Here is a 14,644-nt window from a genome sequence, read left to right as displayed (position 1 = left end):
CGTGGGAACATGGATGACCGGATTCAGCGGATTTATACAGATTTAATACGATAACACATAAAAACAAAAACAACACATATGGAAACTACACGCAAATTCAAAACAACCATCAATTGCGGAGGCTGCCTGGCAGCTGTAACCCCTTCCCTCAATCAATCCGTTGGCAAGGGAAACTGGCAGGTAGACATTGGCAACCCCGATAAAGTCCTCACCGTAAATGCAGATGCTGCCGATGCAGACACGGTCGTTGCTGCGGTCAATAAGGCCGGGTTCAAAGCGGAATCCATCGAACCGTGAATTTAATGGAACAGTCAATCAAAATTAGCTTATCATGAAAATTACGTTTTTAGTACCGATGTTGCTCCCTATGTGGGGGATAGCCTCCGCACAGCTCCCGAATGCAAGGACCGAAACCGTTCGCATCGAAGGAAACTGCGACCAGTGTAAGCAGACCATCGAAACAGCGGGCACAAAAAAGGGCGAAGCCACCCTCTCCTGGGATGCAGACACCCACCTTGCGGAGCTTACCTACGATGCTACGACGACTTCCGCCGATGCAGTATTGAAACGTGTGGCCTATGCCGGCTACGACAACGAGCGGTACCTCGCTCCTGCCGAAGCATATGCGGCGCTGGATAACTGCTGCCAATACGAACGCGCTCCGCAAGCCGCGGCGCTGACAGCGGACGGACAGGGCACAACCCATGGAGGACACCAACCGGTAGCCACCAGTCAGCAGTCGCCGATCGATGGCGTGCTCCACGCCTACTTCAAACTGAAAGATGCGCTCGTCGCCGGCGACGCGAAAAGTGTGACTGCCCCCGCAACTGCACTCGCCAAGCAACTGGGAGAACTTTCTGCACCGGCAGCCAAGCAGGCAGCTACCCACGCGGCAGCGGTAGCCAAGGCGAAAACCCTTGATGACCAGCGGAACCGGTTTGTCCTATTATCTGAGCATCTGTATAGCCTGACGAAAGCAAACACACCTTCGTCCGCCGTCTATTACCAGCACTGCCCGATGTACAACAAAGGAAAGGGCGCCAACTGGCTGAGCCAGGAAAAAGCCATCCGGAATCCGTATTATGGAGAACAGATGCTGACTTGCGGCAGTGTTGTTGAAACACTGGGTGGCAACGGTGCCGAACCACATTCACACAACTAATGGGTATTCAGCGCATACACGGGGTATTACTGGTGCTGTTGATGGCGGGTACACTGGCAGCTACCGCACAGCGGACCGTTCGTTACGACCTCAACGTCACCGATACGGTGGTCAACTACACCGGAAACGCCCGGAAGGCCATCGCCATCAATGGACAGCTGCCCGCTCCTACCCTTCATTTCACTGAAGGTGATACTGCCGAGATCCACGTGCATAACCACATGCACCACGAAACGTCCATTCATTGGCATGGCATTCTTTTGCCCAATGAACAGGATGGCGTCCCCTACCTGACCACAGCTCCCATCAAGGGTATGAGCACCCACGTATACCGGTTTCCCATCCGGCAGAGCGGCACGTACTGGTACCATTCGCATACCATGCTGCAGGAGCAGATCGGTCTGTACGGTGCATTCATCATCCATAAAAAGGACGAGCGCCCGGTGCATGAGGAAGTGATGCTGCTCAGCGATTGGAGTGATGAGAACCCACACCAGATTGAGCGCTCACTGCACCGGGCGACCGACTGGTACGGCATCCGGAAAGGAGCCACCCAAAGCTACGGAGAGGGACTGCTGTCCGGACATCTCGGCACCAAGTTCATTAACGAATGGAAGCGGATGCATGCCATGGACGTAAGTGATGTCTACTACGAACGTTTTCTTCTGAATGGTGATGCCGAGCAACAGCGCCCGCAATACCGTGCGGGTGATAAGGTGCGGGTACGCGTCATCAATGGTAGTTCATCCACGTACTTCTGGCTCACCTATGCAGGCGGACCGCTCACCGTGGTCGCTTCCGATGGCGCGGATGTGGAACCCGTAACCGTGGATCGGCTCATCGTGGGGGTATCCGAAACCTACGATGTCGAGGTGACCATTCCGGCAGACGGTGCCGCCTATGAGCTGGTGGCCACTTCCGAAGACCGTATCGGCCAGGTTTCCCTGTGGCTCGGTGATGGCGTAAAGCAGCTCAAGCAGCCCCTCGGCAAGCTGGATTATTTTGAAGGGATGAAGATGATGAACGACATGATGACCGTCGGTGGCGACATGAAGGACATGGGGATGGACATGAGTTTGCAACAGATGGACATGAATGCGGTAATGTATCCCGAAGGAAATGGACCCAAAACACTCAACTATGCCATGCTCCGGTCGCCCACGCCCACGGCATTGCCAGACAAGCCCTTCCGGACACTCCATTTTGAATTGACCGGCAACATGAACCGCTACGTATGGACCATCAACAATAAGACGGTATCTGAACGCGATAAAATCTTGATCAAAAAGGGTGAAAACATCCGCATCATCCTTACCAATAATTCCATGATGCGGCATCCCATGCACCTGCACGGTCACTTTTTCCGGGTAGTCAACGGGCAGGGCGACTATGCACCGCTGAAAAACGTACTGGATATCATGCCTATGGAAACCGACACACTGGAATTCAATGCCTCCGAGGAATACGGCGACTGGTTTTTCCATTGCCATATCCTCTACCACATGATGAGCGGCATGGGCCGGATCTTCACCTATGAAGATTCGCCGCCCAATCCACAGATTCCCGATCCGGAGGAAGGCCTGCGCAAGGTATACGCCGACGACAGGCGTTTCTACCTCGGTGCCGAAATCGGCATCGAGTCCAATGCAAGCGACGGCGACGTCGTACTGGAAAATACGCGCTGGGCGTGGCAAACCGATTGGCACCTTGGTCCCAATAAGCGGCGCGGGTATGAGGTCGATACGCGTTTCGGCAGGTATCTCGACCGCAATCAATTCCTCATGGCCTTTGCCGGAGGTGAATGGCGTTACCGTGAAGGCGGACATGCCGACCGCAATTGGTTCGGGCAGACCAACACAAAAGATGACCGCACGGCATTTCACATCGGCCTGCAATATACGCTTCCCTGGTTCATCGTGGCCGACCTACGTGTGAATCACAACGGGTATGTGCGCCTGCAGATTGAGCGCGACGATATTCCGGTTACCGCAAGGTTGCGGCTGCGCGGTCTCTATAACAGCGACGGGGAATATACCATCGGTGCGAAATACATCCTCACCAAATACATTTCACTGTCCAGCCACTACGACAGCGATATGGGCTTGGGCGGCGGATTAACCTTTACGTACTAGTTCGATCAAAATATGCTACTTTTGCGCCATGGACAACTACGCAGTCATTTTTGACATGGATGGGGTCATCGCTGATACCAACCCACACCATTCCGAAGCATTCAAGCAGTTTTTTGATAAATATCACGTTCCCTATACCGAGCAGGAATTCGAGGACCACATGTATGGCAAGCATAACGACTACATCATGCGGTATTTTTTCAAGCGTGCGCTCAGCGAAGCGGAAATCAGGAGCCTGGCAGCTGAAAAAGAAGCGCTGTTCCGCGAAATTTATCGTGAAAGTCTGACACCGATCGCGGGGCTGCCGGAATTCCTCGCCGCACTCCGGTCCGAAGGGTTCCGCATCGGTGTGGCTACATCGGCGCCGCGTGCGAATCTTGATTTCATTCTCGATGGCCTCGCCTTACGGCCGCTGATGGATTCCATCCTCTCCAGCGAGGACGTAACGGCCCACAAGCCCGACCCCGAGATCTACCTGAAATCGGCACGGAATCTGGATGTCCAGCCGCTCGACTGCGTGATTTTCGAAGATTCTTTCTCCGGCGTATCGGCCGCTATCAATGCGGGTGCGAAAGTGGTAGGTGTGCTTACTTCACATACCAAAGATCAGCTTCCCCCCTGCCAGCACTACATCCGGGATTATCACGACATCGATGTGACCGGCGTCAAACAAATGCTGGCAACGCACTATGCCTGATTTTTCCAGCCTGCTTCACGGACCGGGTACGTGGGCCCTCTTTTTCTTTTGCGCCATGCTCATCGGCATGTCCAAAACGGGTGTCCAAAATATAGGTACGGTAACCATCCCCCTTTTTGCGCTACTTTTCGGGGCTAAGCATTCCACAGGTATCGTATTGCCGATGCTCTGTATGGCCGATTTGCTGGCCGTTATTTATTACCGCAAAAAGTTTCATCGGGGTTTGGTCATCAAGCCCATGCCTTGGGCATTGATGGGACTGGTCGTGGCACTGATACTGGGCGATAGGGTGCCCGAATCGAGCTTCAAAATCATGATGGGTGGTTGCATCCTGCTGGGTGTGGTGACGATGGTCGGAATGAATCGTTCCGAAAACTTGGACAAGATCCGTGCATCACGCTGGTTTGCACCGCTGATTGGTTTTGTTCTGGGTTTTTCCACGATGATTGGGAATGCCGCAGGCCCCATCTTAACCGTCTACCTGTTGGCCATGCGGCTACCCAAATTTGCATTTGTGGCAACCGGTGCATGGTTTATCATGATCCTGAACTACCTCAAGATACCCCTGCAGATTTTTGTTTGGGATAATGTGTCCTGGGCAGGCTTTCTGCTCAGCCTTACCGCTCTTCCCTTCATTCTGCTGGGTGGTTTTATCGGGATTAAGATCGTCCACCTGTTGCCTGAACGGCAATTTAAGCTGCTGATGATTGTGTTGACGGTGGTATCAACATTGTTTTTATTGATTTAATTTTGTTCCCGCCCAAATTTTGTCTATCATTGATAGGTTTACAAACGGGATGGATTTGCTGTCAGAATTTGCGGAAACATTTACGATATATTCCTTGTGTGAATATGCGGTTACGCTTGAATTTGACGACGAAATAGCCGCAAAAACCTTGGATCGTATTGTTCGGTTCAATACACAGCTGAATGAGCATCCTTTTGATGGATTTCGGACCACGGTACCGGCTTATACGACACTTAGCGTGTTTTTCGATCCGATACAGGTGATGCAATCCTCCCAGCTTCGGGGAATTAACTGCTTCCAACGGGTATCCGATTATTTGAAGGAGCTTCGGTATATGCCGGGGAAAACCGCCGCATACCCTAGCAACGCCGTGACCATCCCGATATGTTACGGTGGGGAGTTTGGTCCCGACCTCGATGAGGTAGCTCACCGGAATGGCCTAACTCCAGCGGAGGTTGTCCAGCAGCACAGCACGGCATTGTACCACGTTTATCTGATTGGTTTTACGCCCGGTTTTCCTTACCTCGGCGGATTACCGCAACAATTGGCTACACCCCGAAAACCTACGCCGCGCCCGTTGGTACCCCATGGTTCGGTAGGCATTGCCGGGAAACAAACCGGTATCTATCCACAGGATACACCGGGCGGCTGGCAAATTATCGGTCGCACACCCCTGCCCCTGTTTGATGCAACAAACAGACCGCCTGCCCGGTTAAAAGCGGGCGACCAGGTTGTCTTCCAACCCATCTCTCCCGAACAGTTCTATACGAATAGCTAACCCTATGCAGATACGGATCGATAAAGCCGGCATGCTCAGTACCGTTCAGGACCTGGGGCGTCCTGGCTATTTATCGCAGGGTGTGCCCGTTTCCGGTGCGATGGACAGGTTATCTGCCCGAATAGCCAACCAAGCATTGGGCAATGATATGCATGCCGCCGTGATCGAATTCGCTTATGGAGGAGCCGTTTTCCGTGCCGAGCGTGATTTGCTGATCGCGTATTCGGGTGAAGGAGCTTTGCTGGAAGCGGATTCACGGCACCTGCCATCGGACAGGCCGATATTTGTGCCAAAAGGAACTGAAATCCGGTTAATGGATACGTCGAAAGGCTGCCATACCTATCTTGCCATAGCTGGTGGCTGGGACGTGCCCGAAGTACTGGAAAGCAGGAGCACTTACCTGCCGGCAGGAATCGGTGGTGTACAAGGCCGCGCACTCTGCAAGGGAGATGTACTGAAGGCGGCAGATACGCCTTCTGCAAGGACAAGGCAACTGTTCAACCGATTAATTAGCGATGCGATCAACTACCCCAACTGGGGAATTGCCCGCTGGTTGTTATTGCCAGCTGACCGGAGGGTGGTACGTATCGTCCCCGCTCAGGAGTTTACATGGTTTGAAGGCCAATCGGTGGTAGACTTCCTGTCGGCCCCCTTTCGTATCACCCCGCAGAGCAATCGGATGGGATACCGGTTGGAAGGCCCGCCCATGCGCAGCCGTACCAAGCGCGAACTGCTATCCACCGCCGTTGTTCCGGGAACGGTTCAGGTGACGGGCGACGGCAAGCTCATCTTACTGATGGCGGACAGCCAGACCACCGGCGGTTACCCACGCATCGCGCAAATAGCCGCGGTAGACATGCCCCTATGCGCTCAATTTAAGCCCGGAGATGAAATTTTTTTCCGGGAAATAAGCCGGAACGATGCAGAAAAACTATATCTTCATCAAGAAGAGCGATTGAAGAAGCTGTCGCTAGCTTGGGGAATGGATGAACGAATGAACTTATGAGGATTACAGTCGACTTGAATTGTGACATGGGCGAAACGCCGGGGAACCAGCCGGGGTCTTCCGACGAACTGCTTCTCCCCTGTGTCACATCGGCCAACATCGCCTGCGGTTTCCACGCAGGTGATGCTTTACGCATGCAACTGACCGTACAAGCAGCATTGAACCACGGCGTAGCAATTGGCGCCCATCCCGGTTTGCCGGATCTGGAAGGCTTTGGCAGGCAGGAACGTCCCCTCTCTCCGGAGGAGGCTTACCAGATCACACTTTACCAAATCGGTGCGCTATACGGCTTCGTTCATGCGGCCGGCGGTAAGCTGCACCACGTAAAACCACACGGCGCATTGTACAATATGGCGGCACGCGACGCGAAGCTGGCGGCAGCGATTGTTGCAGCCGTGTATGATTTTGATGCGGCACTCATCTTATACGCGCTAGCCGGCAGTAAGATGATCCAAGCGGCGCTTGACCGGGGCATTGCCGTGGCTGCCGAAGGATTTATAGACCGTACTTACCAAGCAGACGGTACACTGACGCCGCGTACCCATCCCCATGCGATACTTACTGAGGTACAACAGATGATTGATCAATCGCTTATTTTATCAGAAAAAGTGGATACCTTATGCATCCATAGTGACGGGCCTCATGCCGTTGAGGTAGCCCGTGCAGTACGCCGGGCACTTACGCAGGCCGGGATCCAAATCAACATTCCATCCAAATAATTTTCCGTATCTTTGGTGGTACTTGCTAGTAGTTACCGATGAATGATAAGCAACTGACATCCATTCTAAATGCGCGTTCGGTTAAACCGACCGCCATGCGGTTGTTGGTGCTCGATATGCTCGCACAACAGGAAGCCGCCAGCAGCTTGTCCGATCTTGAAGAACAGTTTGATAAGGTGGATAAGGTTACCCTATACCGCACCCTGAAGACCTTTGAACAGCATAAAATCATCCACAGCATTGACGACGGTACTGGATCTGCAAAATATGCCTTATGCAGTGAAGGATGCGAATGCAACCCGGGGGATCTGCATGTGCATTTTCACTGCCAAGTATGCAAACGCACGTTCTGCTTGACCGATTACACCATACCGGCCGTAAATCTGCCGCATAAATTTGTATTGAAAGAGATGAATATGGTCATGAAAGGACTTTGTGAGGACTGTGCAGGGTAAACTTTGCAAATCGGTTGCATGTCTTTTCGGAGTATCTTTGTTTTGTTATGGATACAAAGACTCAAAACCATACAGCATCTTGCTCCTGTTGCGCATCGGAAGACCACATTCCTGACCCCGTATATGCCCATGGAGACGGTCATGACCACGGACCGGTCCAAAGCGGCACACCGTCCATCGTTCGTCTTTTCCTACCGGCCATCGTTAGTTTTGCGCTGTTATTAATAGGGTTAGCCGTTGATAATGCGTGGCTTCCGCGGCCTTCTTTCTTTGAATACTGGACACGTTTTATCTGGTATGCGGTAGCCTATGTGCCGGTGGGCGGACCGGTCGTGTTAGAAATGCTCCAGGCCTTCCGGAAAAAAGAAATCTTCTCGGAATTTACGCTGATGGTCCTAGCTACATTGGGTGCTTTTTCCATCGGCGAATATCCGGAAGGTGTGGCTGTCATGCTGTTCTATACCGTGGGCGAAAACCTTCAGGGCTTGGCCGTACGCAGGGCAAAGGGCAACATCAAGGCGCTGCTGGACCAGCGGCCGGACGAGGTGACCCTTTTGGAAGCGGGCCGTCCGCGCACCATCCGTGCCAAACAAGCTGCCATCGGACAAATCCTGCAGCTTAAACCCGGTGAAAAGCTGGCGTTAGATGGTGAATTGCTTTCGGACCGTGCCGCATTCAACACCGCAGCGCTCACCGGCGAGAGCAAACCGGACACCAAGATAACGGGGGATGCAGTACTGGCGGGTATGATCAATCTGAATACCGTAGCACAGGTACGCATCACCACGGCCTATAACGATAGTAAACTCAGCAAGATCATCGCGTTGGTACAGGATGCCACGGCACAAAAAGCGCCCACCGAACTGTTTATCCGCAGGTTTGCCAAGGTGTATACGCCCATCGTTGTATTGCTTGCCGTACTCATCACCACCTTGCCTGTATTGTTCGTAGCCGATTATGTGTTTACCGATTGGTTGTATCGAGCGCTGGTCTTTTTGGTTATCTCCTGCCCCTGTGCACTCGTCATCTCCATCCCCCTTGGCTATTTCGGCGGTATTGGGGCAGCCAGCCGTCATGGCATTCTGTTCAAAGGAAGTAATTTTCTGGATGCGTTGGCTACCATCCGACAGGTGGTTATGGACAAAACAGGTACACTTACCAAAGGTGTGTTTACAGTACAGGAGGTGTTTATTTCCGAGGGTTTTGATCGGGCTGAGGTACTCGCCTGGACCCATGCGCTGGAGCGCAACAGCACCCATCCCGTTGCTACCGCCATCCGTGAATATGCCGGACCGGTTGATGATACGCTGCGACTGGAAGCGGTGGAGGAAATCGCGGGATATGGCTTGAGCGCCTTGTTAGATGGGAAGCAGCTTCTGGTTGGCAATTTTAAATTGCTCGACCGATTTGGCGTTAACTATGACGCTGCTGCCGGCCATACGACACAAACCGTCGTAGCGGTGGGGTACGACGGTCGGTTTGCCGGTTACCTTACCATCGCCGATGAACTCAAACCCGATGCCGCTAAGGCCATCGGTGAATTGAAAACAATGGGCATTGTACCCACCATGCTTAGCGGCGACCGCACGGCCGTGGTTCGGGAGGTGGCCGACAAATTGGATATACCCCAAGCCTACGGCGATTTGTTGCCGGAAGATAAGGCGGACAAAATCAAGGAATTGAAAGCTTTCAACTACCGGGTTGCTTTTGTAGGTGATGGGGTAAACGACGCACCCGTTGTCGCACTTAGCGACGTAGGCATTGCGATGGGCGGTCTAGGTAGCGACGCCACCATCGAAACGGCCGATGTGGTCATCCAGGACGATATGCCCAGCAAGATACCGGTGGCAATCCGTATCGGCAAAGCGACACGCCGCATCGTATGGCAAAATATTACCCTGGCTTTTGTCGTAAAAGCTGCGGTGCTTATTCTCGGCGCCGGCGGGTTAGCCAACATGTGGGAAGCAGTCTTTGCGGACGTGGGGGTGGCTTTGCTCGCTATTGGCAATGCAATCCGTATTCAGCGGATGGATTTTTAAGGTATCTTTCACTCAAGAAAAGAGGTTTGACGTTGTATATGCCCTACTTTTAAGGTACCCAATCTGCACGGTATATGCACCTATTCCGTACCTGTTATGTACCTCTATAAGGGTACGCAACACAAGGATAAAATTAGTATATCGCTTACTGTACCTCAACGGAAGCGGGACGATAAAGTTGGATATACAGTAATAAAATCGCTTAGCAGATACAACGGCATCCATGTAGCCGGTCCGCTCTTCAAGTCGACGTCATCACCTACTTCACACGAAAACCGGATCCGTGGAAGAATTAAACAGAATAAATATTATATTTGCTAGCAACCAATTTATAATACGATGTACAGCATTAATAGAAAGCAATTCCTTAACACGTTGTCGTTACTGGCGGGTTCAACGTTGATTCCTGCGGCTGCTTGGGCAGTTGGCGACCGGAAGTATGTATCCAAAATGAAGCTTGGACTGGTCACCTACCAATGGGGTAAAGACTGGGACGTGCCGACACTCATCAAAAACTGTACAGCAACGGGAATACATGGCGTTGAGCTGCGGGTAGATCACGCCCATCACGTTACTCCCGAAATGAGCAAACAGGAACGTTTGGGCGTTAAGAAGCAATTTGCGGATAGCCCGGTAGTGGTAGTTGGTATGGGTACCAATGAGCAATACGATTTCCCCGATCAGGACCGGCTCAAAGCAGCCATTGCACGAACGAAGGAATTCATTCAATTAAGTGCAGATATCGGGGGCAGCGGCGTAAAGGTAAAACCGAATGCGTTCCACGAGAATGTACCCCGTGAACAGACCATGGCGCAGATCGGTGCCTCCTTGAAAGAACTGGCGGCTTACGCAGCTGATTTCGGTCAGCAGCTCCGGTTGGAAGTTCATGGTAATGAAACGCAGAACCTACCCAATATCAAGACCATTATGGACCACGCGGACCATCCCAATGCAACTATTTGCTGGAATTGCAATCCACAGGATTTGGACGGTCAGGGATTCCAATACAACTTCGATTTGGTAAAGGATCGCTTAGGTGATACCATTCATGTTCGCGAATTGGACCGAACCGATTACCCATACCCCACGCTTTTGAAAAATCTGAGTCAGTTGGATTACAGCGGTTGGATCCTGCTGGAATGTCATACGAATCCGGAAGATAAAGTGGGATCCATGCGGGCACAACGTGCCGTTTTCGATCGTATGGTGTCGAAGCTTTAACCATCGGCCATCTTTCAAACGACCAGGTCACCGGTATAGTTGCTTACCGGTGACCTGCTACGACTGCGGATTAGTAGTTTTGCACCGCTAATCCGTCACTTTGCGCGAGTAGCTTCGCGTTTTCTGCTAAGCGGATGAATTCCGCCCGGTAGCCTTCGTCGTCTTTACCTTTGGCACCCTTTGCCCGGGCGATTAGTTGATCGTAATCTGCTTGCTGTTTAAAATCGGAATTTCGTAGCAGCATACCCAGTTCCGCCACGGCACTGGCAAAGCGGAAATCCATGCTGGCGCTTGCCAATGCTACCGGCGTATCGGCCACGGCTACTTGCTGCAGTCGACTTTTAGCTCCATCTGGATCTTTGTAGCGGAATTTGACCGTTGCCACCTCCCGGCTGTTACCCACTGTTCGCCGATCTTTCGCCGACTGGTATTTCAACGGATCGACATCGCCGGGATACGCGCTTTCTACCCCTGCTGGTACGATTTCATATAAGGCCGTAACGGTGTGCCCCACGCCCATGTCGCCCCCAAGCTTTTCGTCGTTATTGAAATCTTCCTTTTCCAGCAAACGGTTTTCATATCCTAACAGTCTGTATGCCTGAACCTTGTATGGATTGAACTCCACCTGTACTTTTACATCCTTTGCTACCGTAAAGAGCGTGCCGCCAAACTCCGTGATCATCGCTTTGCGGGCTTCCGTGATGTTGTCGATGTAGGCATAATTTCCGTGCCCTTTGTTGGCCAGCAGTTCCATCTTGCTATCTTTCAGGTTGCCCATGCCAAAGCCCAGCACGGACAGGCTTACGCCGCTTTGCCGCTCTTTGGCAATCAGTTGCTCCATCTCGTTGTCGCTGGATGGGCCCACATTGAAATCCCCATCGGAAGCTAGGATAACGCGGTTATTTCCGTCTTTGATAAAATGTTGGCGAGCGATGCGATAGGCCAACTGCAAACCTGCCCCGCCGGCAGTAGATCCGCTGGCATGGAGTGCATCGATGGCGTCCTTGATGGCGATTTTCTGGCTTGCCGGCGTACTTTCCAATACCACGTCGGCCGATCCGGCATACGTTACGATGGCCACATGATCGTTCCCCCGAAGCTGGTCCACAAGCAGTTTCATGGACGCCTGCGCCAAGGGTAAACGGTTACTCCCCATCATGGATCCGGATACGTCGATCAGAAAAACCAAATTGGATGCGGGCAGTTTATCGGCCGGAACCGACTTGGCTTTCAAACCGATACGCAACAGGTGATGTTTGGGATTCCAGGGTGCTGTGGCCAGCTCGGTATGAATAGCCACCGGTTCGCCACCGGTGGGGCTCGCTAGCTCATATTGGAAATAATTGATCATTTCCTCAATCCGGACGGCATCTGCCGGTGGCAATTGCCCGTTATGGATGAATCGACGGAAATTGCTGTACGAAGCAGCGTCCACATCGATGGCAAAGGTGGATAAAGGCGCATCCAAGGGGTCAGAAAAGTGATTTTCGGCAATTCTTTTATAGGATTCGGTATTTACCGACTGAGGCAGGATCATGAGGGGGGAATAGGTAGCATCCGCAATACCGCGGATACGGATGCCACCGGTATTGCCAACTAAAGCCATGCGGTGTTGTGTGCCGTATCCCGTCATCATCGTTTCCACTGCGGAGACCTGTGAGGGGTTAAGCGGTACATCCAGCGGGTTTTTGTTGCCAACCTTTATCCGCTTGGCTTCATAACCGGTGTGACTAAATACCAGGAACTGCCCAATTGCCGCGGAAATAGCATACCGCCCCAGGGAGTCCGTTTGGGTGGTGGCTAGGGCTCCTTCTACGGTGATAAAAACACCGGCGATTGCCGTACCCGTTTGTTGGTCGTATACCTTACCATGCATGGTGGGCGGCGTGCCGGACCGATATCCCACCAGGGATAGCGTCAGCAATGTTGCAAAAAAGATGATTGGCTTCATAACACTAAATTTTGGCGAAGGATGCGGGGCTTTCCGGATTTCCATAAACCGGAAAAAAAAATTATTTTCACCCGGTAATGGGTTGGTTAAGCAAGTCCAAAAAAAACGTCGATGACGACGACATACTCCTACGGCGCTATCGCGAGACCGGCGATCTGGCTGTCTTGGCTGCACTGTTTGATGCCCATGCCGAAATGGTATATTACGTATGCATGCGTTACCTGCAGGACAGCGAGCGCAGCAAGGATGCCGTTATGCAGATTTTTGAGGAACTTATCCACAAAGTCAATAAGCAGGACATCCAGAAATTTGGCAGCTGGCTTTATGTGCTGAGTCGCAACCATTGCCTTATGCAGCTGCGGTCTGAAAAAAACAGGCAGCAAATTTCGATCGATGAATTTGTGGAATTTCCGCTGCCGGTGCATCCGGAAGACGACGTGGAGGAAAAAGAACGGCAGCTTTCCCAATTGGAGCGCTGCATGGAGCGCCTGCCGGAAAAACAAAAACGGAGTGTCGATTTGTTTTATCTAAACGAAAAGTGTTACAAAGAGATAGCCGAAATTACGGGATATAGCATGAACGAGGTGAAAAGCTACATCCAAAATGGCAAGCGGAACCTGAAACTGTGTATGGAGGGCAGCGATGCAAAAAGGTAAGGTAGACATCGAACGGATCAGACGGTATGTAAACGGGGAGCTCAGCCCCCGGGAGATGTACACGCTGGAGCGGCGGGCGCAGCAAGACCCGGCATTAATGGATGTTATCCTGGGAATGGAGAGGGAAACTCAGGACGTACACGCAGCCAACCTGGCAGCCATTCGCAAGCGTATCGCGGCACGAGCCCAGCGCAGCGGCCTGCGGCGATTGGTTCCGGCCCAACGTTGGGCGATTGCCGCAACCGTATTGGTAGCTTTCACTGTTGGTACCTTGTGGTTCACGCAGTGGCACACCCCGGAAGAAAACCAGCCGGAAATCGCATCGGCACCTGCCGGAACCGAAGCGCCCCGCACGGAAGAACAGGCCATTGCCAGAAAATCCGACGATCAAGCTGAAGCGGATGACACTGCGACCAAGCCGCTGCCCCCATCGATAGCATCTGCTGCTAAAAAGGCTGTACCTCAAACAAAAAAGCGATTGGCTGCGGCTCCAACGACTGCCCCTGCCGAACAGCCGACCGCGAGGGATATCCCGCCGACACGTACAGGGGATACGTCGTCTCCGTCGGTGAGAACCGCCGCAACCTTACGCCCCCCTATCTTGGTTGATACCGCCGAAGTAAGGCAAACAGCACACGTGCTGCGTGACGATACGCCGGAGGTGCGTACGCGCGGTATGCGGCAGACTGCACAAACGGTGTCGCTTGCAGGTCCAGACAGTCTCCCCATTGCAACGCAGCCCGATGCAAGGACACATAGCGAGGTAGCCGGGATGGGATACGGCAACGAGAGCAACCTCGAAATAGGCGACCAGCCCGAACCTCTCGGTGGTTGGCGCGTGTATAACCGGTATCTTAAAAAAGGTATCCGGCAAACCGAAGGTCCCAAAGGTGCAGTGACACTGACCTTCACAATCGATGACGAGGGATCTCCGATCGACATCCAAATTACGCATACAACTCATCCAGCACTTAGTAAAAGGGCCATGGAGCTCGTACGCGAAGGTCCAAAATGGAAACCCGGAAAAAACGGTGAACGGCAAGCTGAGTTGCAGGTGAAGTTTTGAGCCATCACTACCTA

14 protein-coding genes are annotated in these 14,644 nt (G+C 52.5%); 13 read left to right on the top strand and 1 reads right to left on the bottom strand.

Annotation, left to right across the window (positions count from 1 at the left end):
- Positions 1 to 78: 78 nt before the first annotated feature.
- The 11 genes from BMZ56_RS17935 (at position 79) to BMZ56_RS17885 (ending at position 10,957) form a co-directional block, all read left to right on the top strand.
- Positions 79 to 297 (top strand): hypothetical protein, encoded by a 219-nt coding sequence (locus tag BMZ56_RS17935; RefSeq protein WP_090629006.1) that lies wholly within the window; start codon positions 79 to 81, stop codon positions 295 to 297.
- Between the two features lie 34 nt (positions 298 to 331).
- A complete protein-coding gene (locus BMZ56_RS17930; protein ID WP_090629004.1) occupies positions 332 to 1,162 on the top strand; it encodes a DUF3347 domain-containing protein in 831 nt (276 codons plus the stop codon).
- Positions 1,162 to 3,294, top strand: a complete 2,133-nt coding sequence (locus BMZ56_RS17925; RefSeq protein ID WP_090629002.1) for a multicopper oxidase domain-containing protein — start codon at positions 1,162 to 1,164, stop codon at positions 3,292 to 3,294. The genes BMZ56_RS17930 and BMZ56_RS17925 overlap by 1 nt, the downstream gene beginning before the upstream one ends.
- Before the next feature lie 28 nt (positions 3,295 to 3,322).
- Complete coding sequence (locus tag BMZ56_RS17920) at positions 3,323 to 3,991, top strand: HAD family hydrolase (protein ID WP_090629001.1); 669 nt, start codon at positions 3,323 to 3,325, stop codon at positions 3,989 to 3,991.
- Positions 3,984 to 4,739 (top strand): sulfite exporter TauE/SafE family protein, encoded by a 756-nt coding sequence (locus BMZ56_RS17915; RefSeq protein WP_090628999.1) that lies wholly within the window; start codon positions 3,984 to 3,986, stop codon positions 4,737 to 4,739. The genes BMZ56_RS17920 and BMZ56_RS17915 overlap by 8 nt, the downstream gene beginning before the upstream one ends.
- A gap of 49 nt (positions 4,740 to 4,788) precedes the next feature.
- Positions 4,789 to 5,517, top strand: a complete 729-nt coding sequence (gene pxpB, locus BMZ56_RS17910) for a 5-oxoprolinase subunit PxpB (protein ID WP_090628997.1) — start codon at positions 4,789 to 4,791, stop codon at positions 5,515 to 5,517.
- Positions 5,518 to 5,521: 4 nt separating this feature from the next.
- Complete coding sequence (locus BMZ56_RS17905; RefSeq protein WP_090628996.1) at positions 5,522 to 6,523, top strand: 5-oxoprolinase subunit C family protein; 1,002 nt, start codon at positions 5,522 to 5,524, stop codon at positions 6,521 to 6,523.
- Positions 6,520 to 7,242 (top strand): LamB/YcsF family protein, encoded by a 723-nt coding sequence (locus BMZ56_RS17900; protein ID WP_090628994.1) that lies wholly within the window; start codon positions 6,520 to 6,522, stop codon positions 7,240 to 7,242. The genes BMZ56_RS17905 and BMZ56_RS17900 overlap by 4 nt, the downstream gene beginning before the upstream one ends.
- Positions 7,243 to 7,280: 38 nt before the next feature.
- Positions 7,281 to 7,697: a Fur family transcriptional regulator gene (locus BMZ56_RS17895; protein ID WP_090628993.1), complete on the top strand. Its 417-nt coding sequence runs from the start codon at positions 7,281 to 7,283 to the stop codon at positions 7,695 to 7,697.
- A 47-nt stretch (positions 7,698 to 7,744) separates the two neighbouring features.
- Entirely contained in the window at positions 7,745 to 9,736 is a 1,992-nt protein-coding gene (locus BMZ56_RS17890; protein ID WP_090628992.1) for a heavy metal translocating P-type ATPase, read from the top strand.
- Between the two features lie 339 nt (positions 9,737 to 10,075).
- Positions 10,076 to 10,957, top strand: a complete 882-nt coding sequence (locus BMZ56_RS17885; RefSeq protein WP_090628991.1) for a sugar phosphate isomerase/epimerase family protein — start codon at positions 10,076 to 10,078, stop codon at positions 10,955 to 10,957.
- 70 nt (positions 10,958 to 11,027) lie between these two features.
- Here BMZ56_RS17885 and BMZ56_RS17880 read toward each other — a convergent pair whose 3' ends face one another.
- Positions 11,028 to 12,908 (bottom strand): vWA domain-containing protein, encoded by a 1,881-nt coding sequence (locus tag BMZ56_RS17880; protein ID WP_090629354.1) that lies wholly within the window; start codon positions 12,906 to 12,908, stop codon positions 11,028 to 11,030.
- Between the two features lie 77 nt (positions 12,909 to 12,985).
- On the opposite strand from BMZ56_RS17880, the gene BMZ56_RS17875 reads away from it, so the two are divergent.
- A complete protein-coding gene (locus BMZ56_RS17875) occupies positions 12,986 to 13,564 on the top strand; it encodes an RNA polymerase sigma factor (RefSeq protein ID WP_090628989.1) in 579 nt (192 codons plus the stop codon).
- Complete coding sequence (locus tag BMZ56_RS17870; RefSeq protein WP_090628987.1) at positions 13,551 to 14,630, top strand: energy transducer TonB; 1,080 nt, start codon at positions 13,551 to 13,553, stop codon at positions 14,628 to 14,630. Before BMZ56_RS17875 ends, BMZ56_RS17870 begins: the two co-directional genes overlap by 14 nt.
- The last annotated feature ends 14 nt before the right edge of the window (positions 14,631 to 14,644 follow it).

This window comes from Parapedobacter indicus (genome assembly GCF_900113765.1).
In the GTDB taxonomy this organism is placed as follows: domain Bacteria; phylum Bacteroidota; class Bacteroidia; order Sphingobacteriales; family Sphingobacteriaceae; genus Parapedobacter; species Parapedobacter indicus.
The sequence above is the reverse complement of the archived record's forward strand: the minus strand, read 5'-3'. Positions and strand labels throughout refer to the sequence as shown.